The following is a 22,741-nucleotide window of genomic DNA, read 5'->3' as shown; positions in this document are numbered from 1 at the left end:
CTAAAATTTTGAATCATAAGTTAAAAGAGCATTACGAAGCATCTCATTCTCTGTGTTGGTTCCTATACTAATTCTTACACATTGTTCCAATCCTTTAATTTTAGATCTGTCCCGAATAATAATTCCCTTTGCTAGCAAATAACGATACAAACCTTTAGCATCCGTCACTTTTATTAGAACAAAATTTGAATCTGAATGAAATACTTTTTTAACAAATCCTAAATTGATTAGAAAACCAATTAATCGATTTCGCTCCTTCACTATCTCTGTAACCTGATTTATAAATATATTTTCCTCCTTCAAGCCTTCCAATGCTTTTTCCTGCGTAAGACTATTCACATTATAAGGAGGCTTAATTCTATTCAAAATTTTAATAATTTCCAGAGAAGCAAGTCCAATTCCTAAACGAATTCCCGCCATACCCCAGGCTTTGGAAAGAGTGTGCAAAACCACCAGATTAGAATATTCGGACAACTTCCTGGACAAACTCTTGTTCCGCGAAAAATCAATATATGCCTCATCAACAATCACAATTCCATTAAACTTTTCCAGCAACTCTTCAACTTTGGATTCCTCAAACAAATTAGCAGTTGGATTATTCGGTGAACACAAAAAGAGCATTTTTGAATTCATATCTGCTGTCTGAATAAGCTTTTTAATATTGGGTTGAAAATCCTCATCAAGATTAACTTCCTTTATTGCAACTGCATTTACACCTGCAGCAACTTCGTACATTCCGTATGTTGGTGTACAAATCACCACATTATCCTTATTAGGTTCGCAAAAAGCCCGAAACAAGAGGTCAATAATTTCATCACTACCATTTCCCAAAATCATGTTCTCAGGATTCACGCCTTTAATTTCGCCGATTCTCTTTTTTAATTTTTTTTGCAATGGGTCAGGGTATCTGTTAATGCCATTTTCATATGGATTTTCATTAGCATCCAGAAATACGGATCCATTTCCTGAAAATTCATCTCGAGCAGAAGAATATGGTGTCATTTTTTTTACATTTTCACGTACAAAATCCTCCAAATTAAATTTTGATCCCATAATTCTATTCTGATTTAATCTTTTTCAAACGAACACTTACGGCATTACAGTGAGCATCCAGCTGCTCCGCTTTTGCCATCGTTTCAATCACAGGTCCGAGCTCCAACAATCCTTTTTCACTAATCTTCTGAAAAGAAATACTCTTCATAAAAGATTCCAAATTCACTCCTGAATACGCTTTAGCATATCCGTTAGTAGGTAAAGTATGATTGGTTCCTGAAGCATAATCACCAGCACTCTCAGGCGTATAATTCCCTAAAAATACCGATCCAGCATTTTGAATATGGCTCACAACTTCTTCTTCATTTTCAACAGATACAATAAGGTGTTCAGGACCGTACTCATTCGACATTTCAAGAGCTTCTTCCATTGATTCTACTAAAATGATTTTTGAATTTTTCAATGCCAATTCCGCAACATTTCTTCTGGAGAGTGCCGACAATTGAACTTCCACTTCTGCAACTACTTTGTCAACCAAATCTTTATCCCAGGTAAGCAGAATAACCTGACTATCTGCGCCGTGTTCAGCCTGCGAAAGTAAATCAGCAGCTACAAAGGATGGTTCAGCGATTTTATCTGCCAAAACTAAAACTTCCGAAGGTCCTGCAGGCATATCAATAGCTACACCAACTTTATTCACTCGCTGTTTTGCTGCAGTTACAAACTGGTTACCCGGACCAAATATTTTAAAAACATTAGGAATAGATTCTGTACCAAATGCCATTGCTCCAATTGCCTGAATTCCTCCAACACGAAACACTCTATCGATTCCTACCAGCTTGCTGGCATATAGTATTGCGGGATCAATTTCTCCATCTTTACCAGGGGGAGTACAAAGAATCACCTCTTTACAACCGGCAAGTTTTGCTGGAACACCTAGCATCAAAACGGTTGAAAAAAGTGGTGCACTTCCACCTGGAATGTACAAACCCACCTTTTCAATTGCTGTCGCTTTTCTCCAACAACTTACGCCTGTAGTTGTTTCTATTATTTTAGATTCCGGAAATTGAGATGCATGAAAAAGCTCAATATTTTTTGCAGCAACAGCCATAGCCTGCTTCAAATCTTCACTAATCAATTGAGTCGAAGCGTCAATTTCTTCACGACTAACTTCCAGTTCATCAATTTTAATTCTATCGTAAAACCATGTATATTTTAATAATGCTTTGTCTCCATCACACTTTATTTCTTTGTAAATCTGATTTACAACTTCTTCCAACTCATCCATATCGATTGCTGGACGGGTTAAGATTTGTTGCCAATCCTGTTTTTGCGGATATTTTATTACTTGCATAACTTTTTTCTCTAGCGTTTGAATATATCGAACTGTTTATAGCACCATCTTTTGAATAGGGATTATCAAAATACCTTCAGCTCCACTTAGTTTTAACTGATCGATAACTCCCCAAAAATCACTCTCGGTGATTACAGAATGTAAAGAACTCCATCCATCCTTCGCCAATGGCATAACGGTTGGACTATTCATTCCCGGAAGAACTTTTATAATATCATCAATTTTATCATTAGGGGCATTCAATAAGATATACTTGTTATTTTTAGCCGCCAAAACCGATTTCATCCTAAACAGCAAACGATCCAGAATTGCACTTTTCAAATTACTGATATTCTTATTGGCAACCAAACATGCTTCAGACACAAGAATCTCTTCAACTTCAGTTAATCCATTCTTAAATAAGGTACTACCAGAACTTACCAAGTCACAAATCCCATCAGCAAGCCCAATATTCGGTGCAATCTCTACAGAACCTGAAATTTCGTGAATTTCGCAATCCAAATTATTCGTATCAAGAAATTGTCGCAATGAATTTGGGTAAGAAGTAGCTAACTTTTTGCCATTAAAATACTCCAGTCCATTATAGTCAACATCTTTCGGAACAGCCATTGCCAATCTACACTTAGAGAATCCAAGTTTTTGAAGCACATCTAATTCTTTCTGTTTTTCAATTACAACATTCTCTCCTACAATAGCGATATCAGCTACTCCATCTTCTACATATTGAGGGATATCAGAATTTCTAAGATACAAAACCTCTAAAGGAAAATTAAAAGCACTAGCTTTTAATTGATCCTTTCCATTGTCTATTGAAATTCCGCATTCTTTAAGGATTTTAAGAGAATCTTCTTTAAGTCGTCCTGATTTTTGAACAGCAATCTTTAATTTTTCGCCCATGATTATTTAAAATTTTGGTTCCGACTGAGTACAGAAATAGGCAAAAAAAAAGCCCACCTGAATCAGGCGGGCATTAATAATGTTAGATTATATATCTTTTAGAATATGGCACAACATCGTAAGCTCACCTTGTGGTAAGTATAATGATGATGATGATGTAGTGCTACTAAATTCATTTTTTTCTCTTTTATGTGCTACAAAGATTAGTATTAAATTTTAAGTGAGCAAATTTTTCAGATAAAGTATTGAAAAATTAACTTTCCAATAACATCCCCCTTCATTATAATACCAATTAAAATTTCCAATCATTTCTGTAAAATTTCATTTTAAAATTAAGGGGTCTCCAAATGAAAATGAGCTTTTTTTTAACTCACCCCCTAATCGAAAACGTTACAACAAATAAAAATTCATTTTTTTGAGCATTACCCCCCTATTTTAATGTGGTGAATTAATTTTTATTTATACATTTACAGAATAAACCCCTAAAATACATAGGGTCATTTTTGAAAAAACCACATAATTTCAAATGACACACCCAAATAATAAGGGGTTGAATTTTAAAAAACTAATTATTACTAACTATTAGTACTATCTAATTTTAATCGTATGAAAAAGAATTACATCAATTTTCGAATAGACTCAATTATTCTCGACGAAAGAATCAAAAAACAATCACTTTCTTCAATTTATCGACAACAGTCGAATTTTCGCTTGGTTTAAAACGAAATCCGAGATTCCTTAATCCGGGGAATCTCGGTATTTCCAAAACAAAAAAATTAAGTTAATTCCATTATTACAAAATCTATTAGTTTATGAAAAAGATAGAAGCAATAATTCGCAAAACGAAATTTGAAGAAGTAAAAAAAGGTCTTCACGAAATCGGAATTGATTACTTAACATTTTGGGATGTAAGAGGTGTTGGTAAATCTGTAGAAGAAAGAGTGTATCGTGGTGTTGTTTATGATACAAGCAGTATTGAGAGAACTCTCATATCTTTTATTGTGAGAGATAAATTTGTTGATAGCTGTGTTGTAAGCATTCGTGAAAACGCATACACCGGAGAAATAGGCGATGGTAGAATTTTCATTTATGACGTTCAGGACGCCTATAGAATCCGTACGGGACATTCCGGAGATCGTTCATTATACGATGAAGAGTAAAAAAAGCAGCCACCTTATTTTCACGAATCAAAATTATTTTATCATGGAAGAGATACTTAACTTAAATACAATACAGACAACAGTAACTGCTACCGCGCACTCCATAGATGTAGTGTGGGTACTATTATCAGCAGCACTAGTAATGTTTATGCAGCCAGGTTTCGCGATGGCAGAAGCTGGTTTTACAAGAGCAAAAAATACAGCCAATATCCTAATGAAAAATCTATTGGATTTTGGTGTTGGCTCGATATCATTCTTTCTCATTGGCTATGCTTTAATGTTCGGAACCGACATTGGAGGATTAATTGGAAAACTTCCTTTTATGGAAGATATTACTCCAGATATTGACTACTCCTTTTTAATGTTTCAAACTGTATTTGCTGCAACGGCAGCAACAATTGTATCGGGAGCGGTTGCAGAAAGAACTGAATTTAAAACTTATTTATTTTTTAGTATAATTACAACTGCAATTATTTATCCTATCTCAGGTCACTGGGTATGGGGTGGCGGATGGTTAAGCCAACTTGGTTTTCACGACTTCGCAGGCTCTACAGTTGTACACTCTGTAGGTGCATGGATGGGTTTAATAGGAGCTGTTCTCATTGGACCTCGTATAGGAAAGTACAATGGCAAGGCAAACGCAATACCTGGTCACAACTTAACCTTCGCAGCACTTGGCGTATTTATCCTCTGGTTTGGATGGTTTGGTTTTAACGCCGGATCACAACTTGCAGCATCAGGAACCGACAATACTATAGCAATCTCTCATATTTTCCTTACAACCAACCTTTCCGCAGCTGGTGGTACATTAGCCGCATTAACTGTAAGTTGGTTAAGATACAAACGCCCAACATTATCATTAACCTTAAATGGTGCTTTAGCTGGTCTGGTAGCTATTACGGCAGGCTGTGATATTGTTAGTCCACACGCTGCCATCATTATTGGTATTCTTGCTGGTACCACTTTAGTGTTTTCAGTTGAATTTATTGATAAACTATTAAAAATTGATGATCCTGTTGGAGCGATTACCGTACACGGAGTAAATGGTGCACTTGGTACTATTTTAGTAGGATTTTTTGCAACTGATGGAGGAGTATTCTACGGAGGTGGATTTAGCCTTCTTGGAGTACAGTTATTGGGTGTTCTTGCTGTAGCTGCATGGGCTCTTGGAACAGCCTACGTATTATTTAAAATATTAAAAATTACAATTGGCTTACGCGTACCAGCTGTTGTAGAAGAAGAAGGTTTAGATATCTACGAACACGGAGAAAAAGCATACCATTAATAATTTTAAACTACTCGTTTCTCATCAAAGTGGCATGAAGATGAATTTCTTCTGCCACTTTTTTACTTTTTCAGCAATTTATTTTAAAATACTTCGTAATTTCAATTTGTAGTTAAATGAAAATTAAGAAATAATAATTACTTAAATTTATCGTTTCTTTGATGTTTCCGAGAATTATCACACACAATATTTAATTAAAATTGATTATTATGAAAAAAGTAAATGTCTTTCTTTTAGCATGTTTGTTCTTTACTCTAAGTATCGGTCAAACGGGATGTTATGGTCCATTTCGACTAACAAAAAACCTACACGAATGGAATAGTACAGTGGGCGATAAGTTTATAAATGCTTTGGTATTTTTTGCTTTCATAGTTATACCGGTTTACGAGGTTGCTGTTTTGGTAGACGGTATTGTTTTAAATACTATTGAATTTTGGACTGGAGATAACCCTGTAACTATGAAAGATGGAGATAAAGATGTCCAAATTGTAAAAAAGGATGGCAAAAAATATCGTATCACTGCCACCAAAAATAAATTCCATATCGAACAACTACAAGGACCTGATAAAGGTAGATTTGCTGAATTAATTTTTGATCCAACGACTGAATCATGGAACTTAAAAGACGGCGACAAAGATTTACAAAAGCTAGTTAGCATTCAGGAAGAAGCAAACTTAATCGAAATATACAAACCAAATGGAGATGCTATTTCTGTTAACCCAGACAGTTATAACTTAGCAGAAATTAGAAGTCAAGTGAATACAAGCTCAATTAACTGGGCATTAAGATAAAAATTATAGACCCGGCTTAAATAGTCGGGTTTTTTTATTCTTCCTTCAAAAAATTTTTTTCATTACTACTATAAATGTAACTTTAGTACTAGTCCAAAAACTAGTAGTTATGAACAAAGCTCCAACTCTCAACTTCTCCTTATTTCGTCCAATTTTAGTGATATTTTTACTATTGGCTTTTGTTCCCAAAATACACTCAAACACCACACACAAAACTCCTCAACCAGATAAAATTAAGTTACAATTAAAGTATTATCATCAATTTCAGTTTGCAGGATATTATGCAGCATTACACAAAGGCTATTTTAGCGAAGAAGGGTTAGATGTTGAACTGCTAGAGGGTGGTAATATCAATTCTATACAAATGGTACTTGAAGGTAAAGCCGATTATGGTATTGCCGCCAATGATATTTTAATTGAAAGAGTTAACAATAAACCAATCGTTCTTTTGGCATCTATTTTCCAAAGCTCTCCATCCATTTTCCTATCTCTAAAGGAATCGAATATTCATACGGCTCACGATTTAATAAACAAACGGATAATGCTATTAGATCAATTTCGTGATCCGGAATTACTTGCCATTTTCTATCAGGAAGGAATACAATTGTTTAATATTCAACGACAAACTACTTCCTACAATATTAATGATCTGATAAATAAAAAAACGGATGCCTTAAATGCTTACTCTACAAATGAACCTTATTTTTTAGAAGAACAAAATATCCCCTACTCCATTATCTATCCGCAGAGTTACGGAATTGATTTTTACGGAGATGGCATATTCACCAGTGAAAAAGAAATAGAAAACAACCCCAAACGCGTAGATGCATTCATTAGAGCCAGCAAAAAAGGTTGGGAATATGCACTTGCTAACTCGGAAGAAATCATCGATCTGTTAATTACCAAATATGGCGTAAAAAAAAGTAAAAATCATTTAAGATTCGAAGCCAACCAAATCAAAAAATTAATCCTGAATGAGTACGTTGAAATAGGTCATATTAATCCAGGTAGATTAGATAATATTGCAAAAATATGTGCACAAATGGGCATGATAAAACCCAATTACAATCTAGATGGATTTGTTTATCAACCCGAACAATTTAAAACACCATTCTGGTTAAAATGGACATTAATCATTATCACTCTTATTTGTTCCATTGTTATAATTTTCTCTCTGTATTTATTTATTTTTAATCGACAACTTAGAGTAGCTGTGATGAAGCAAACCTCCTCATTAAGTATTAAAAATAAGGAGTTAGAAAATGAAATAAGTGAAAGAATAAAGACGGAGGAAGCCTTAAAAATATCGGAGAAGCGTTTCCGCGAATTGATTGAAAACCTGCCATCGGGTGCGATTATTATTGAAGGAGACAAACTCTTTACCAACAAAAAGGCTTATGAAATAACTGAGTATTTAAATGAAGAAACACCAGATATTGAATCGTGGTTTGCTGCTCTTTATAAAAACAAAAAAAATGTTAATTTTCAAACCTATTTAAAAAGTAAAACTGAAAGCTTTAAACTACCAACTGTCAAGAGCATTACAACAAAAAGTGGATTAAAAAAACATGTGGAATTTCATGCTTATAGTTTCGACAATAAAGAAATATGGCTGATGAATGACATAAGTCAAAGAATTGCAACAGAAAAAGCACTTATTACCAGTGAATACAAACTAAGAACATATATTGATGAATCTCCAAATGGATTAGTCATTTTTAATCGAGAAACCAAAGTCTCATTCTCAAATATTTCCTTTACAAAACTTCTGGAATTAGAATCTGATTCGGATAAGGTTTACTACATAAGTGACTTTTTTGCTCCTATAGAAATGGAGAAAAACAAAGATATGTTGAAACAGCTCCTCACCACAGGTAAAGTTCAAGGAGAAGTAATAATCCAAACAGCAAATAAAACAACGCTTCCTGTATTCATAAATGCGGTCCAACTTAATAGCAACGAGTATTTAGCATTTGTCATGGACACCTCACAAATTAAAAAAGTTGAAAATGAATTAAAATTAGCCCTGAAGAAAGCTGAAGAGAGTGATCGATTAAAATCGGCATTCTTGGCAAATATGAGTCATGAAATAAGGACTCCTATGAATGGAATTTTAGGTTTTAGCCAACTTCTACTAAAGAACAACTTAACTAAAGAAAAGAAAGAAAAATATGTTGATATTTTAAATCAAAATGGAAGACAATTGCTTGATATTATTAACAACATAATTGACATCTCTTATCTAGAGGTACAGCAATTAAAAATTTTCTCTTCAGCATTTTCTATCTCCAAATTATTCAATGATATAGAAATATTATTCAAACTGGAAAAATTAAAATACCAAAAGGAACATCTAAACATCTCATTTATAAATAATGTTCCCGAGGAATATGATCAAATTAATTCTGATTCGGGAAAAATAAAACAAGTTCTTATAAATTTAGTGAATAATGCCTTAAAGTTCACTGCTGATGGCTTCATTAAGATAACAGTTGACTTATTCGAATCAAAACTTGTTTTTAAAGTTGAAGATAGTGGTATTGGCATTCCGAAACACAAGGAAAATATCATTTTTGAAAGGTTCGGACAAATTGAAAATGTATATACAAAACAATTTGGTGGTGCTGGTTTAGGACTCCCAATTTCCAAAGGATTGATTGAATTATTGGATGGAGAAATTTCTCTTTCATCAACTGTAGATAAAGGTTCTAAATTTGAATTTTTTATTCCCATTACTAAAATAAATGTCAAAGCTCAAAATGTAGAATTAAGAACAGAGATATTTAATTGGACTGGTAAAAAAATCCTAATCGTAGAAGATGTTGATATCAATATTAGTTATTTTACAGAACTTTTTGAAAACACTCAAGCCGAATTACTTATCTGTAAAAATGGGAAGGAAGCAATCGATCTGTGCAAATCCAGAATTGAACCTGATTTAATATTAATGGATATTCAAATGCCTGAAGTAAATGGAATTGAGGCTACTAAAGCAATAAGGCAAATCCTAACAAATACACCAATCATAGCACAGACAGCATACGCATCCATCAGTGATAAAGAAAATGCTATATTAGCCGGATGCAATGATTTCTTTGCTAAACCATTGAATTCTGAAAAACTACTAATGAGAATTAATCAATTTTTAGAAACGTCAACCTGAAGTTTTCGCTGCTTTTTCTCTTTGCGGTGCTTAAATCCTTTACGCTCCATTTTACCCCATTTTCTATTTCCCATGGCATACTGAATGTTCCCCTTAATAGAAAAAAACAAACAAATCGGGTGCAATAAAAATGGCTCTAAAACAGCGGCAATCCATAATTTAAAAACATCCCCTTTTCGTTCGTAACGATGAAAGGTTAATTCTTCATACAAAATAGCCCAAGTGGTAAAAAACAAGGCAAACGTATAAACAAAAAGAAATGTGATTAAAATAAAATTAAGACTTAAATTTCCAGTAGCATATAAAACAATGGCATAAATAATACCTATCAACTCAACAATTGGTGCCAACCATTCAAAAATAAACCAAAATGGATATCCCATCATACCCATGGCTCCATAGCGAGGCGAAAAGAATATTTTGGAATGATCGGTAAGCGTTTCAATTGTGCCACGTGTCCATCTACTACGTTGACGACCAAAAGTTCCTAGGTCCACCGGAGCTTCAGTCCAACACAAAGGATCGGGTACATACTCTATCTTGTATTTCTCACGTTGCTCCGACATATAACGACGAATACGAACAACCAATTCCATATCTTCACCAATAGTATGTGCATAGCCTCCACTCTGAACAACAACATCACGATCGAACATTCCCATGGCTCCTGAAATAATGATTAAACCATCTAATTTTGCCCATGCCATTCTACCCATTAAAAATGAACGAGTATACTCCAACACTTGCATCCTGGCTAACAAATTACGTGGCACTCTTACTTCAGATATTCGACCATCCTCAACAATACATGAATTTACAATACGTACTACGCCTCCTGCTGCAATCACTCTTCTATCTGTACGCTCTAAAAATGGCTTAACCAATTTTAAAACGGCATCGGGTTCAAGTATTGAATCAGCATCAATCGCCATAAACAAATCACGATCGGAAATGTTAATTCCAGCATTTAAGGCATCAGCTTTTCCACCATTTTCTTTATCTACAACAATTAAATTGGAATAAGAATTTAACTTCGACTTGTATACACCTCTAATTTCTTGTGTAGGTACTTCAATATTCACAGCGAAATTTACTTTCTCCAATTTGAAGGCTTCCTTCAACTCTTCAAAGGTTGAATCTGTGCTTCCATCGTTGATTACAATTACGTCAAAATTATTGTAATGTATGGTATAAATGGATTCCACATTATCTACAATAGTTTTGGCTTCGTTAAAAGCTGGAACCAATACAGAAACCGAAGGTGCCAAAGGCGAATCCAGAATTACACTGTAATCCACGAAGCTATTTTTTTTCAAATAATGCCTCAATGAAATTCCAGAAATTATACTCAAAGCCGTATAACTGAATATCAAAAGAAATGCATAAGATATGAATATCTTATCCAAAAAATAACTTATAAACCTTATCAACTCGTCGTAATTCATATTCTAGGATCTAACACATGGTTTATAATGGACTCTAACTGCTCATCAGCATCTTCCAATTTTTCTTTTAACTTATTTACCCCAAACTCACCAATCATTGCTATGGATTTACAAGCCTCCATTTGAATTTTAAACTCCTCATCGTTTAATTTATCTAATAAGAAATTGATCTCACTTTCCATTCCCAATTTCCCAATAGAACGAATGATATTCAACTGATTGGGCAACTCCTCTAACACAAATATTTCTTTCAATTTACTTACCGCATCTCTATTTTCCAGATCAATAAGAGTTTTTATCACCTTTCCTTTAACCAAGTCGTTATCATGATCAATTAACTCCATAACCTTTGCTGCAGCTTCCTTTTGTTTCAATACACGAATCATATCCAAGCAAAACATTACAACAGAGTCATTCCAATGATCCAACCAAAGATGAAATTCAGGAATCTCAATTCGGTTCTTACGAATTAAATCAAAAACATTTATTTGCTCCCAAACTGTAAAAGGTTTTTCCTGAGAATCAAGAAAAGCAAAAGGAACAAAGGGCAATAACTTTATCAATCCCATTTGAGATTCAATTCGTAACACTTCGTTTGACTTTTGCTGAAATCCCATAATTCTTCTGTTTTCGGATTTCACTCTCATATGACTCAGTTCTCTAATCCCAAATATTTTTTTATTCCAAGCCCTTCTATTTAATTTCTTAACTGAATCTTTATCTAATTTTAATTCGGTATAAAGCATTCGAATTTTGTCACTCACCTCTTTATTCTCAGCTTTATCAATCGACATTAAAACATGAATCATTACATTTCGATGAAACGTTTTTGTTTTTAATTCTTTTAATTCCTTAATGTCATCCTTGGATTGATTTCCAATTAAAAAACCTATAACATATTGAGAATATTTTTTATACAACTCATTGTATTTACTCTTTCTGAAGGCAATGTAAAGCTTCGATATCAAAATCGAAGGCAACAAAATCAACAGTGAAAAGAAAAATATCAAGATTAAATAAACAATTAGTCTATTTAACGCATTGTAAGGCAACCTTTCAAAGGTAAAATTCAAGATTCCTTTTAGCGAATCGATTATTCCTTCAAAAAAATCGAACACAATATAACACGTATCAGGGAGCATATTAATTACCTCCTGAAGATCAAAATGGCTGATATGTTCTAATAGTAAAGACATCTTAATCTCTCTTCTCCTTTTTTAATTTTAACTCCAATCTTACTGCTTCAAGTCTCTTTCGAACAAATGGTTTTAAGCCTGGAATAAAAGCTCCTGGATCTAAAAAATCCCCCAAAGCCGTATTCAAATTATCATCAAATTCTGTATTTGTATACATCTTATGATTGTCGGCATAAACATGCTTTTTTATTCTTATCGAGAGTCTATCAATTTCATTATTGATATCCTTCTCAATATTCTTTCTAAGTAGTAATTCCTTGATATATCCGCTGTAAAATTCCCGGTACTTTTTCACACCAAATAATGTTCTCAAGAGAGGAACATCATGATTTTTTTTGATATAAAACACACTCAAATTTTCCGCCTCGCTTAAAGTAAATACAGAACTAAAAGCACAAAACGAATAGTTTGCATCGTATGGAATCCACTCAAACTTTTTCGTACTGGTATTTTTATAGAGATAATAATTGTGTCGATGCAAAAGATTATAGGAATCAACATTCATAAATAGAGATGTTATTGCAAAAATCTTTAAACAATCCTCTACATTAAAAACACTTTCAAGGTCTCCCTGATCATTCGCTATTCTAATCAAATCAATCAATTCTGAGTATCCTTCTATAGATTTTGTTTTATTCTTGTAGTCGCTTTGGTACTCTAAAATATTTTCACCCATATATTTAAAGGTGGCCTTAGGTTCGCCCTTAAAAAACCAACCTTTTTTGTTTCCAAAATTGTGTTTCAAAAATCCTCTATTTATTTCTTCAACCAATACATATAATCCCAACAATTCGTTGTTTAAATAGACATTTGCATAGGCACATCTTGGAGCGGCAATTTTTTCCGAACGCAAGAAATCCAAAAAAAGTTTTTCCCTCATAAAGCTTGGATCTCTAAATGCATTGTTCAGGTTTATCGTTTTTAATCCATTTAGCTTTTGCTTTTTAACAAATTCTCCAAAATTAATTTTCAATGATTTTTTCTTCCCGGGATAAAAATCATAAGACGACTCCCCCTTTATTCTCACACCACATGAATAATAAATTTTTCCATTCACCTCAACATTTCCTTGAAGATATTTTTTGACATTTAAGGAATCTCGCATTTCCTTGTGTTGAATCAAGCTATCCCATGCAGCGTTCTGCAGGAAATTAATTCGAATCTCATGTACTTTCTCCGTATCAAATATTTCACTACCAGGTATATTTTTCCCTTCATCTTTCGGCTGCTGTGAATATGTATTAGAAAGAAAAACACATAGTAAAACTGATATGAATAGAATTTTCCGCCTCATCCTTATAAATTGTATGATAGTTTAATTGACAAACTCAAGATATTCCTATTGTCATTAAGCCTATATTCCTCTTTTTCTATTCCTGCGCGCAACAAATAAGTAAATCGTTTATCTAAGAATTGATCCTGATAAGCCAACCTTAACTTGTAGCTATCGGATGTATAGGTTTCAAAATTTGAGGTATTACCACGAAACTCATCCGGAGAAGTTCCCAATCCCACTTCCACTCCGATGTATTGCTTAGCATCACTCAAATATCTTCTTGTGGTAAACAGAAATGATTTTGATACTTTACTGTTTTTAGGGGTAAAATAGCCACGAAGAGAAAACCAATAATTTCGATAGTATTTTCCTATAGATCCTGTATAGATGTATACATTTTTACTTCCGCTACTGCCATTAAATTTCATAAATCGAATTCCTGCTGAGGCTTCAAATTTCGAAGGCAATTTCTGATACCATTCCGCACCGGCTCTGTGTTCTGGAAATAAATTATCCGGCGAATAACCATAATTTAAATACATGTAACTCGTTCTGGTTACACGAGGATATGCATCCAATTCAAACTGTTTGGAAACCTCTTTCGACCATAAACTTTCACCACCTGAAACCAAATCTCCAACATTCACTTTTCCTATTAAACTGCCCCATGAATTCTTTCTGCTTACTTGCAATGATGTGACATGCCATCTTCGAATATATGGCTCCTTGAAGTGTTCGAAATCATGTTTTAAAGCCAATGTATATCTTCGTGATCCAGATTTATACTTCTTGAATAATCTTATTCCCTCACTACTTGCGGGGTTTATTTCTAACAATTCATTTATTGCTTGCAGCGATTTACTTTCCAAACCTTTATCCTGCAGCAATCCAATTTTCTTGATAATAATTTTCTCCTCTCTAGGATAAAATGATAATCCATAATCGCAATAATACAATGCCTTGGAAAGCTCTCCCGACCATTTTTCACAATCTATACTAGCCAGAATAGCGTCTTTATTATCAAAATCCAGATCTAAAACCTTTTGCAATTCAAGTCTGGCTTCATCATATTTTTTATCCCAGGAAAACGTTCTTCCAATTAGAATTCGTGCAGGAGTAAAATTTGGCTTCTCTTTCAGTAAGGCGTAACAAATTGTTCTGGCATCTTCCCTTTGTCCATTAAACGCTAATTCTCTGGCTTTAGAAAACTCATTTTTGAAATTCTTAACACCAGGCATAGCATTTTCCTGAGCAAAAGAAACATCCATTTGCACTACGGAAAAAACAATTGTAAATATGAGAGTATAAATTTTTATCATATAATCGAATTGACTTATTTAATCTGCATAATTCATTTTATTTGCACTTCGCAACGAAATACTATCCATAACCGTCCCCATAAATGGGCGATAGTATTTCCAAAAGAACATTTTTCTATCCTTTACTTGATTCGGACTATAGAAAGCCCCACTTAATTTTTCAATTCCGTCAAAATATGAAGAATAAATCCCCATATTGTTATCAGAAAAATCACAGGCGAAATAAAGAAAATTATAATCTTTTTCGTGTTCTATAATTGCAGGGAAAGTACTTGGTATATTCAAAGAATCCAGCAAACTTTTTCCATTCTTATTCACATCTAAATTAAAATTGGCAAGAACATGATTTCGTGAATCCGTTGAGTTAATATCAAACCAAAAGGGATAATAAATTTCTGCAGGAACATTGTATTCCAATTGAGTGCTTAATTGGCTTTTTAAAATAGGAAAACGAGTATTTAAGTGCCTACCCTCTTCTAAAATTACAATTCGTTCTCTGTTGTCAACCAATACAATTCCTCCTTTTTTAAAATCATACTCATCCTTATAATTCTTTTGATACAAATCCGGAACCCATTTCGGAATTTCGGGATCCAATAGTGTATCAAGTGTATGGTAATATTTACCAAGCCATCCACTCCATTTGACACCAAACAATTGTTCTGTCTGTTTTCTTAATACTGATGATGTTGGTGATGCAAAAAAATTGAATTCTGCAATTATCGTTTTTCCTTTCCGTTTTAATTCCCTCAATAAATTTAATTCTTCTGGCTGTAAACCACCGTAAAATAAAGAGATCGTATCTTTCCCATAGTCAGGATGGTCTTTCCAATTGGAATTGTAAATTCCGTAAGTATCCGCAAAAAAAACAACATCCAAAGAGTCTGCCATCTCAACAATGGCATCCTTGGAATACAATTTTAAATCTTTTATAAGGTAATCTCCCTCCTCACTTGGGTGAAAACCTAAAAAATCAACAGCATAATTATACTCTTCACCATTCTTTTTTACCCATTTGTTCTGATTGGCAACCCAGAAAAAAGAAAGATGTTCAGAAAAGTTTTTATCCGGTGTTGTTTTATCAATCACCAAAAGATTTATCGGAATGTTTTTTTTAAGTTTCCAGCTAATCCATGATACTACAGGAATCAGTAAAAACAATAAAATTAACACTCGTAATAGCTTCCACATTCGCTTTTTTACTTTAAATTACTTATTATTCACCTTTATAACGGTGATACCTATAAATAAGTTATATTTTTTTGATAAGTATTTTTAATTGCTCCATATAAAGCTATATTTCATATTTGACTGAAATGAGGTATTTTTTCAAAAATCCTCTTTTTTATTTGAAAACAACATTTTGATATATTAATTATATTTAATCATCCATGAAGCATATTTCAATTCAAATTCTATTCGTAATATTTATCGCTTCTTTTTTATCGATAAATTGTAGTGCTCAAAACTCTAATAATGACAAAATCAATACAGAAATGAGTCGATCAAATAAACTTGCTGTGCTATGGACAAGTGCAGATAAAGATGTTGCTGAAAAAATGGTATATATGTATACCTATAATGCAGCAAAACAAGAATGGTGGGATGAAGTCGTTTTTATAATTTGGGGACCATCCTCAAAACTTTTAAGCGAAGATGATGACCTGCAAGCATACTTAAAAAAAATGCAGGATGTTGGCATTAAATTGTATGCCTGTAAAGCTTGCGCCGACATGTATGGTGTTTCCGAAAAGTTAGAAAGCCTGGAAATTGAAGTAAAATATATGGGACAAGATCTAACTGAATATTTAAAAACAGATTATAAAGTAATAACTTTTTAAGAATATGCTGAATCATTCAATTTACGATTTTCTTCTTGAGCTGCGTGAAAACAACAACCGCGATTGGTTTCACGCTAACAAAAAGAAATACGAACAAGCGAAAAAAGACTTCCAATTATTTGTAGAGCTCTGCATTGAGCAGATTAAGGATATCGATCCTGATGTATCAGGATTACAAGCCAAAGATTGCATGTTTCGTATTTTTCGTGACGTTCGCTTTTCAAACGACAAAAGACCTTACAAAACCAATTTCGGGGCTTTCCTGGCTAAAAATGGACGTAAAAGTAAATTTGGAGGCTATTACATTCACATTGAACCAGAACAATGTTTCTTAGGAGGTGGCTGTTACATGCCTGCCGCCAATGTATTAAAAGCCGTACGTACTGAGATTTATCATCACTCTGATGAGTTTCGTGAGCTAATTGAAAATAAAAATTTCAAACAACATTTTCCGGAAATGTATGGCGATAAGCTAAAAACCGCTCCCCGGGGCTTTCCAAAAGATTTTAAAGATATTGATTTACTCAATTACAAACATTACGCTGTGGGCAAATCGGTTCGTGATGAGCTTGTACTATCGAATGAGTTCTCCAGTGAAATTGAAAATACATTTAAAGCTCTGTATCCATTAAATCGATTTCTTAATGAAATCGTATTGGATTTATAGACAATTGAGTTTACTTATTGATAACATTTTATTCAAAATACCGTTTTACGAATATAAAACGGTATTTTGAATAATAACTTCGAGGCTGCATTAACAAAGAATAACATCTTTTAAATAATTTGATTTGTTGATCAATGAAATGATTACTTATTTAGCCGTCGTAAAATTTAAGAATGCATAAAAGTAAGTACATACAAAAAGTAGAAGATTACGTTATTGATTTACTGTGCGATTTGCCTGAAAGTTTGTGTTATCACAATCTTAAGCATACACAAGAAGTTGTTGAAGCAAGTAGAGTTTTGGCAAGCAGCAGTAAGTTATCTGATGTTGAAACTGAAATTGTTGTTATTTCTGCCTGGTTTCATGATGCAGGACACACCACCACTTATTTCGGACACGAAGAAGCTGGAGTAGAAATTGCAAAAAAATTCTTAAATGATATCAATTATCCTACACATAGAATTAAAGAAGTCCTAAACTGCATCTTAGCAACACACTACCCGCCTAAGCCAAAAAATGAAATACAAAAGGTACTTTGCGATGCAGACATGTTTCATCTAACATTAGATGATTATGAATCAAGAAGTATGAAGTTAAAAGAAGAAATTGAATCGGTAACCGATAAAGAAATTCCCTTGCGTTACTGGTGTGATCAAAATATTGAGTTTTTAAATGATCATTGTTATTTCACTTCTTATGGCAGGAAATTCCTGAACTTCCTGAAAGAAAAAAATTTAAATAAATTCTTTCATAATTATTGCAAAAACCAATAAGTTATCCATTAGAAAATCAAATAGCACACTCACAAACCACCTCTAATACACATTCATCCAATCACAAAGAAATATCACCACCAACAATTCACTAACTCTAACAAACTTATCAATATAGAATCATTCTTAAATTTTGCTTTACTATTTTTATGATACTGTAAACCTATATTTAAGAGCTATGAAACACCTTACTATCATTAAATTATTAGTTTTATCCTTTGTATTTATTAGTAGCACATCCAATCTATATGCCATAAAAGATCCAATTAAATATGGTAAAGTGAGTATGGATGAGTTAAAAATGACAACATATGAAAAAGATACTACTGCCACTGCCGTGTACTTGTGTGATTATGGAGTAAGTAAAATTCAATATGAACAAGCTGTAAAAGATTTCAAATATACCTACACTAGAATATACAGAATAAAAATTTTAAAAGATGAAGGTTTGGATTACGCCAATCTGGAATTTGGATTTAATAAAAACAGATATGATGTTAGTATGGTAAAAGGCTGTACTTACAATCTTGAAAATGGAAAAATATCCAAAACTAAAATTAATTCAAAAGATAGAATTCTAGAAAAAACATCAGATGACTATTTTACCTATAAACTTGCTTTAGCAAATGTAAAACCCGGATCAGTAATCGAATTTAAGTACCAATTGTCATCAAATATACCATGGAATCTGGATCCCTGGTACTTCCAAAAAGACATTCCTGTTCTACACAGCGAATTTAGAGCCTATCTTCCTGAATATTTCGTCTATAAAAAAAATGGCAAAGGCTATTTGCCATTTAAGGTAAACGAACACACCTATTCAACTGGAAATATGGGAAGCAGAACCTACACAGTGGACAATTATAGATTTGTTGTCAGCGATGCACCTGCTTTTAAAAAAGAGCCATACACTACCACAAGTAAAAACTATAAATCGGCAATCGAATTTGAAATTGCTGGTACAAAAGATGGACATGGAGTGTATCATGATAAAACAGGAAACTGGGATAAAATTAATACAAGTTTAATGGAACATTCCTATTTTGGTTCTCAACTAAAAGGTGGTGGATTTCTGAAAGAGGTAGTTGAAGAAATAAACTCGACCCAAAGCAGTGATGAAGAGAAGATGTTAGCTGCCTTCAACTATATTAAAACAAATATGAAATGGAACGAATACTATGGAAAATTTGTTACTACATCACTTAGAGCAGCTTTTAAAGAGAAAAAAGGGAATGTTGCTGATATCAACTTAATGCTTGTTGTCTTATTGAACAAACTAGGTTTAAATACCGATCCTGTAATTTTAAGCACCAGAAATAATGGTTTACTTAGCCTGTTCTCTCCTAGTCAATCAAAATTCAATTATGTAATTGCCAGTTGCAAATTGAACGATAAAAGATTCTTTCTTGATGCAACTGAAAAAAATTGCCCTTGTGATTTATTGCCAGAACGTTGTATTAACGATAAGGGAAGAGTAATCTCAAGCTCAGGCTCCTATTTTGTAGATATTAAAACGAATAGCATTTCCAGAACAGCAACTATTGCAAAAATGAATCTATCAGAAGATGGAATTGTCTCTGGAAATTTAAGTCTATCCCTTAATGGTTTTGCTGCTTTTGAATACAGAGAAGCCCTACAAGATCAGTCGGAAGATGAATTGCTGGAAACAATGGATGAAGCCTACAAAACACTTAATGTAGAGAGTGCTGAGTTCAAAAATTTAAAAGCCCCCGAAAAGAATTTAATAAGTAGTATGGATGTTGAATTAGTTGAAGAATTAGATATCACAAACAATTTAATTTATTTCAATCCATTTATAGTTAGCAAAATTGAATCCAATCCATTTACATTGGAAGAGCGTAAATATCCGGTTGACTATACTTATCCTACCGATAAAACATACCTACTTGAGCTGATCATACCTGAAGGTTACACTTTAGAAAGTAAACCTGCACCGACAAGAATAAATTTACCAGAAAAATCAGGACAATACCTTTATAATGTTGCTGCAGCAGGAAATAAAATAATGATTACAAGTCGATTTAAAATAAATAAGAGACAATTCTTATTTGATGAATATGCTAGCCTTAAAGAATTCTACAATTTAATAGTGGCAAAAAATGCAGAAATGATTGTTTTGAAGAAAATGTAATTGTCCAAAACAATGCTGATCCTACTTTGATCCACTATACATACAGTTAAAGGTATTATTCGTTAAATTAAACATTATGAATTCTCGTTACATAAATATATTAATCGTTTTTCTTTTATTATCGCTAAGTTCGTTTGCAAAAAAAACACCTAAGTACCCGAGCTCCGAAATTTCGGAGGATTTAAAAGTTAATGCTGACGCAGTCATTAGAACTGAATCCAACTCTCTGGAGATCATCTCTATTAATAAGGTTGTATTCAAATACCAAACTGCCATTACCATTCTTAATGAAAATGGGAATGGTTTTGGAGAAATAGAACTGTACTACAAAAAAACAAATCCCATATCGGAATTGCAGGCAGCTATTTACGACGCATCCGGTTATCTTATCGAAAAAGTGAAAACAAATGAGGTAAAAGATTATAGTGCTTCAGGATCCTCACTTTTTAGCGATTCCAGAGTGAAGCATTACGAGCCCATTCAAAAAAACTATCCATACACCATAGTTTACAGCTATAAAAAGGTATATGACAGTTATATCAATCTACGAGGCTGGTATCCATATCCTGGTTACAGATGTGCTGTTGAAGAGACTAAATTTGATGTTATTGCTAGTAATACAGATAACTTCAGGTTTAAACCTTATCGCCTAGAAGTTGAACCTAAAATTAACAAGGCAGCGAATGAAACTTCTTACCACTGGGAACTCAAGAATCTTTCTGCCTTAAAGAAAGAGCCCTACTCTCCTCCATTTTATGAAACAGTACCCAAATTGATTTGTGCTCCTAAAGATTTTCAAATGGATAAGATCAATGGTCACATGTCCTCATGGTCTGAATTTGGAAAATGGACGTCAACTCTTAATCAAGATAGAGATAATCTAGATCTTGAAAGTCAGGCAAAAATTAAAAACCTGGTAAAAGATTGCAAAACAGATGATGAAAAAGTTGAAGTACTATATAAATACCTTCAAAACAAAACAAGGTACATTAGCATTCAGGTAGGAATTGGTGGCTGGCAATCCTTTTTGGCTCAAGATGTAGAAGATAAAGCTTATGGCGATTGCAAGGCGCTATCAAACTACATGAAAGCCCTACTGAAAATTGTAAATATTCCTTCTTACTATACACTTGTTAATTCAGGTTCAAGTGCAGCAAATACAGATACTTCTTTTGTTCATAATTTTGCAGATCATGCCATTTTAATGGTGCCGCTGGAACAAGACAGTATTTGGTTGGAATGCACGAGCAAAACTCAGCCATGTGGATTCTTAGGTTCATTTACCGATGACAGAGAGGTGCTGTGTATGACTGAAGAGGGTGGAAAATTAATACATACGCCCGTGTACAACATGAAGGACAATGTGCAAGAACGAATTGCACAAGTCACGATTAAGCCTGATGGCAATGCATCGGCAAGCGTATCGACAAGCTATCAAGGAATACAATATGAAAATATAGAATACCTATACGATATTAGTTATGAAGATCAGAAAAAGAAGCTGTACAAAAGTATTAATCTACCCGATTTTAAAATTATTGATCTTACTTTAACCCAAACAAAAACAAGGATTCCGAAATCAGAATTACAACTTGATCTCGATATAAGAAACTATGCATCCAACTCTGGTGATCGATTGTTTATTCCTTTAAACCTTTTGAACCGCTCTACTTATATTCCTAAGAAAGTAAAGGAGAGAAGGACACCAATCTACTACAAAAGAGCCTATTGCGATATGGACAGCATTCACTTCACCATTCCATCAGGATATACTATAGAGAGTCTTCCTGAGAAAAAAATAATTGAATCGGATTTTGGAAAATACAGCAGTGAGGTGATTCAATCAGAAGGTAAAATCACTTATATCCGTAAACAAGAATACTATAAGTTTACCGAAGCGGCTGAACGATACAACGAGTTTCGAAATTATAAAAAAGCGATTGTTAGAGCGGATAAAGCAAAGTTGGTGTTAAAGAAATTCCAACAGTAAAAATGTAGAAAAGTAGAAATGTATAACAGGTAGGAAAATATGGCAAGCATTAACTATTTTGAAGAGTTAATTATTTGGCAAGATGCCAGAATCTTAACAAAAGAAATTTATTCTTCCTTTCACTCTTTAAAAGATTTTGGTTTTAAAGATCAAATTCAGCGTGCCTCTGTATCTGTTATGAATAATATAGCTGAAGGATTTGAACGATACTCAAATAAAGAATTCGTTCAATTTCTTCGAATAGCTAAATCTTCCTGTGCTGAAGTTCGCAGCATGCTGTATTTAGCTGAAGATTTAAATTACATATCTACAGCAGAATCAAATGATTACAGGAAAAAGTGTATGTACATTTCAGGTAGTATCCAAAACCTTATCAAGAAGCTACAATCACGAAAGTAATTAGGTAGATTTTGTAGTAATTCTACTTTTTGACTTTCTA

The 22,741-nt window shown here is 33.4% G+C and carries 18 protein-coding genes; 10 read left to right on the top strand and 8 right to left on the bottom strand.

What is annotated here, in order from left to right; all coding sequences use genetic code 11:
• The 3 genes from hisC to hisG are packed head-to-tail and all read right to left on the bottom strand — an operon-like array spanning position 1 to position 3,244.
• On the bottom strand, positions 1-1,053 hold the full coding sequence (gene hisC, locus GCQ56_RS05640; RefSeq protein WP_152733440.1) for a histidinol-phosphate transaminase: 1,053 nt from the start codon (positions 1,051-1,053) through the stop codon (positions 1-3).
• 4 nt (positions 1,054-1,057) lie between these two features.
• Positions 1,058-2,347 carry a histidinol dehydrogenase gene (gene hisD, locus GCQ56_RS05635; protein ID WP_152733439.1) on the bottom strand — a complete coding sequence of 430 codons (1,290 nt, stop codon included), beginning with the start codon at positions 2,345-2,347 and terminating at the stop codon, positions 1,058-1,060.
• Positions 2,348-2,383: 36 nt separating this feature from the next.
• Positions 2,384-3,244 carry an ATP phosphoribosyltransferase gene (gene hisG, locus GCQ56_RS05630; RefSeq protein WP_152733438.1) on the bottom strand — a complete coding sequence of 287 codons (861 nt, stop codon included), beginning with the start codon at positions 3,242-3,244 and terminating at the stop codon, positions 2,384-2,386.
• 812 nt (positions 3,245-4,056) lie between these two features.
• On the opposite strand from hisG, the gene GCQ56_RS05625 reads away from it, so the two are divergent.
• From GCQ56_RS05625 to GCQ56_RS05610, 4 genes are all read left to right on the top strand, one after another.
• A complete protein-coding gene (locus GCQ56_RS05625; protein WP_152733437.1) occupies positions 4,057-4,404 on the top strand; it encodes a P-II family nitrogen regulator in 348 nt (115 codons plus the stop codon).
• A gap of 43 nt (positions 4,405-4,447) precedes the next feature.
• Entirely contained in the window at positions 4,448-5,689 is a 1,242-nt protein-coding gene (locus tag GCQ56_RS05620) for an ammonium transporter (RefSeq protein ID WP_152733436.1), read from the top strand.
• Positions 5,690-5,898: 209 nt separating this feature from the next.
• On the top strand, positions 5,899-6,480 hold the full coding sequence (locus GCQ56_RS05615) for a DUF3332 domain-containing protein (RefSeq protein ID WP_152733435.1): 582 nt from the start codon (positions 5,899-5,901) through the stop codon (positions 6,478-6,480).
• A gap of 109 nt (positions 6,481-6,589) precedes the next feature.
• Positions 6,590-9,643, top strand: coding sequence for an ABC transporter substrate-binding protein (locus GCQ56_RS05610; protein ID WP_152733434.1), 3,054 nt, complete (start codon positions 6,590-6,592; stop codon positions 9,641-9,643).
• Here GCQ56_RS05610 and GCQ56_RS05605 read toward each other — a convergent pair.
• From GCQ56_RS05605 to GCQ56_RS05585, 5 genes are all read right to left on the bottom strand, one after another.
• Entirely contained in the window at positions 9,619-10,941 is a 1,323-nt protein-coding gene (locus tag GCQ56_RS05605; protein ID WP_299993419.1) for a glycosyltransferase family 2 protein, read from the bottom strand. The genes GCQ56_RS05610 and GCQ56_RS05605 overlap by 25 nt on opposite strands.
• A gap of 143 nt (positions 10,942-11,084) precedes the next feature.
• Positions 11,085-12,284, bottom strand: coding sequence for a HEAT repeat domain-containing protein (locus GCQ56_RS05600; RefSeq protein ID WP_152733432.1), 1,200 nt, complete (start codon positions 12,282-12,284; stop codon positions 11,085-11,087).
• A 1-nt stretch (position 12,285) separates the two neighbouring features.
• Positions 12,286-13,578 (bottom strand): CotH kinase family protein, encoded by a 1,293-nt coding sequence (locus tag GCQ56_RS05595; RefSeq protein ID WP_152733431.1) that lies wholly within the window; start codon positions 13,576-13,578, stop codon positions 12,286-12,288.
• Positions 13,579-13,580: 2 nt separating this feature from the next.
• A complete protein-coding gene (locus tag GCQ56_RS05590) occupies positions 13,581-14,879 on the bottom strand; it encodes a YaiO family outer membrane beta-barrel protein (RefSeq protein ID WP_152733430.1) in 1,299 nt (432 codons plus the stop codon).
• Between the two features lie 18 nt (positions 14,880-14,897).
• The gene (locus GCQ56_RS05585; protein WP_152733429.1) at positions 14,898-16,070 is read right to left on the bottom strand and encodes a hypothetical protein; all 1,173 of its coding nucleotides are present in this window, start codon (positions 16,068-16,070) and stop codon (positions 14,898-14,900) included.
• 305 nt (positions 16,071-16,375) lie between these two features.
• Between GCQ56_RS05585 and GCQ56_RS05580 the strand changes: the two genes are divergently transcribed.
• The 6 genes from GCQ56_RS05580 (at position 16,376) to GCQ56_RS05555 (ending at position 22,701) form a co-directional block, all read left to right on the top strand.
• Positions 16,376-16,720, top strand: a complete 345-nt coding sequence (locus GCQ56_RS05580) for a DsrE family protein (protein WP_152733428.1) — start codon at positions 16,376-16,378, stop codon at positions 16,718-16,720.
• A 4-nt stretch (positions 16,721-16,724) separates the two neighbouring features.
• Positions 16,725-17,387 (top strand): DUF2461 domain-containing protein, encoded by a 663-nt coding sequence (locus tag GCQ56_RS05575; RefSeq protein ID WP_152733427.1) that lies wholly within the window; start codon positions 16,725-16,727, stop codon positions 17,385-17,387.
• A gap of 173 nt (positions 17,388-17,560) precedes the next feature.
• A complete protein-coding gene (locus GCQ56_RS05570) occupies positions 17,561-18,160 on the top strand; it encodes an HD domain-containing protein (protein WP_152733426.1) in 600 nt (199 codons plus the stop codon).
• 178 nt (positions 18,161-18,338) lie between these two features.
• Positions 18,339-20,312, top strand: coding sequence for a DUF3857 domain-containing protein (locus GCQ56_RS05565; RefSeq protein WP_152733425.1), 1,974 nt, complete (start codon positions 18,339-18,341; stop codon positions 20,310-20,312).
• Positions 20,313-20,388: 76 nt separating this feature from the next.
• A complete protein-coding gene (locus GCQ56_RS05560) occupies positions 20,389-22,302 on the top strand; it encodes a DUF3857 domain-containing protein (protein WP_152733424.1) in 1,914 nt (637 codons plus the stop codon).
• A 39-nt stretch (positions 22,303-22,341) separates the two neighbouring features.
• Entirely contained in the window at positions 22,342-22,701 is a 360-nt protein-coding gene (locus tag GCQ56_RS05555) for a four helix bundle protein (RefSeq protein WP_152733423.1), read from the top strand.
• Positions 22,702-22,741 lie beyond the last annotated feature (40 nt).

It is taken from the genome of Marinifilum sp. N1E240, assembly GCF_009295825.1.
Taxonomy (GTDB): Bacteria; Bacteroidota; Bacteroidia; order Bacteroidales; family Marinifilaceae; genus Marinifilum_A; species Marinifilum_A sediminis.
This window is presented reverse-complemented; position numbering and strand designations above follow the sequence as displayed.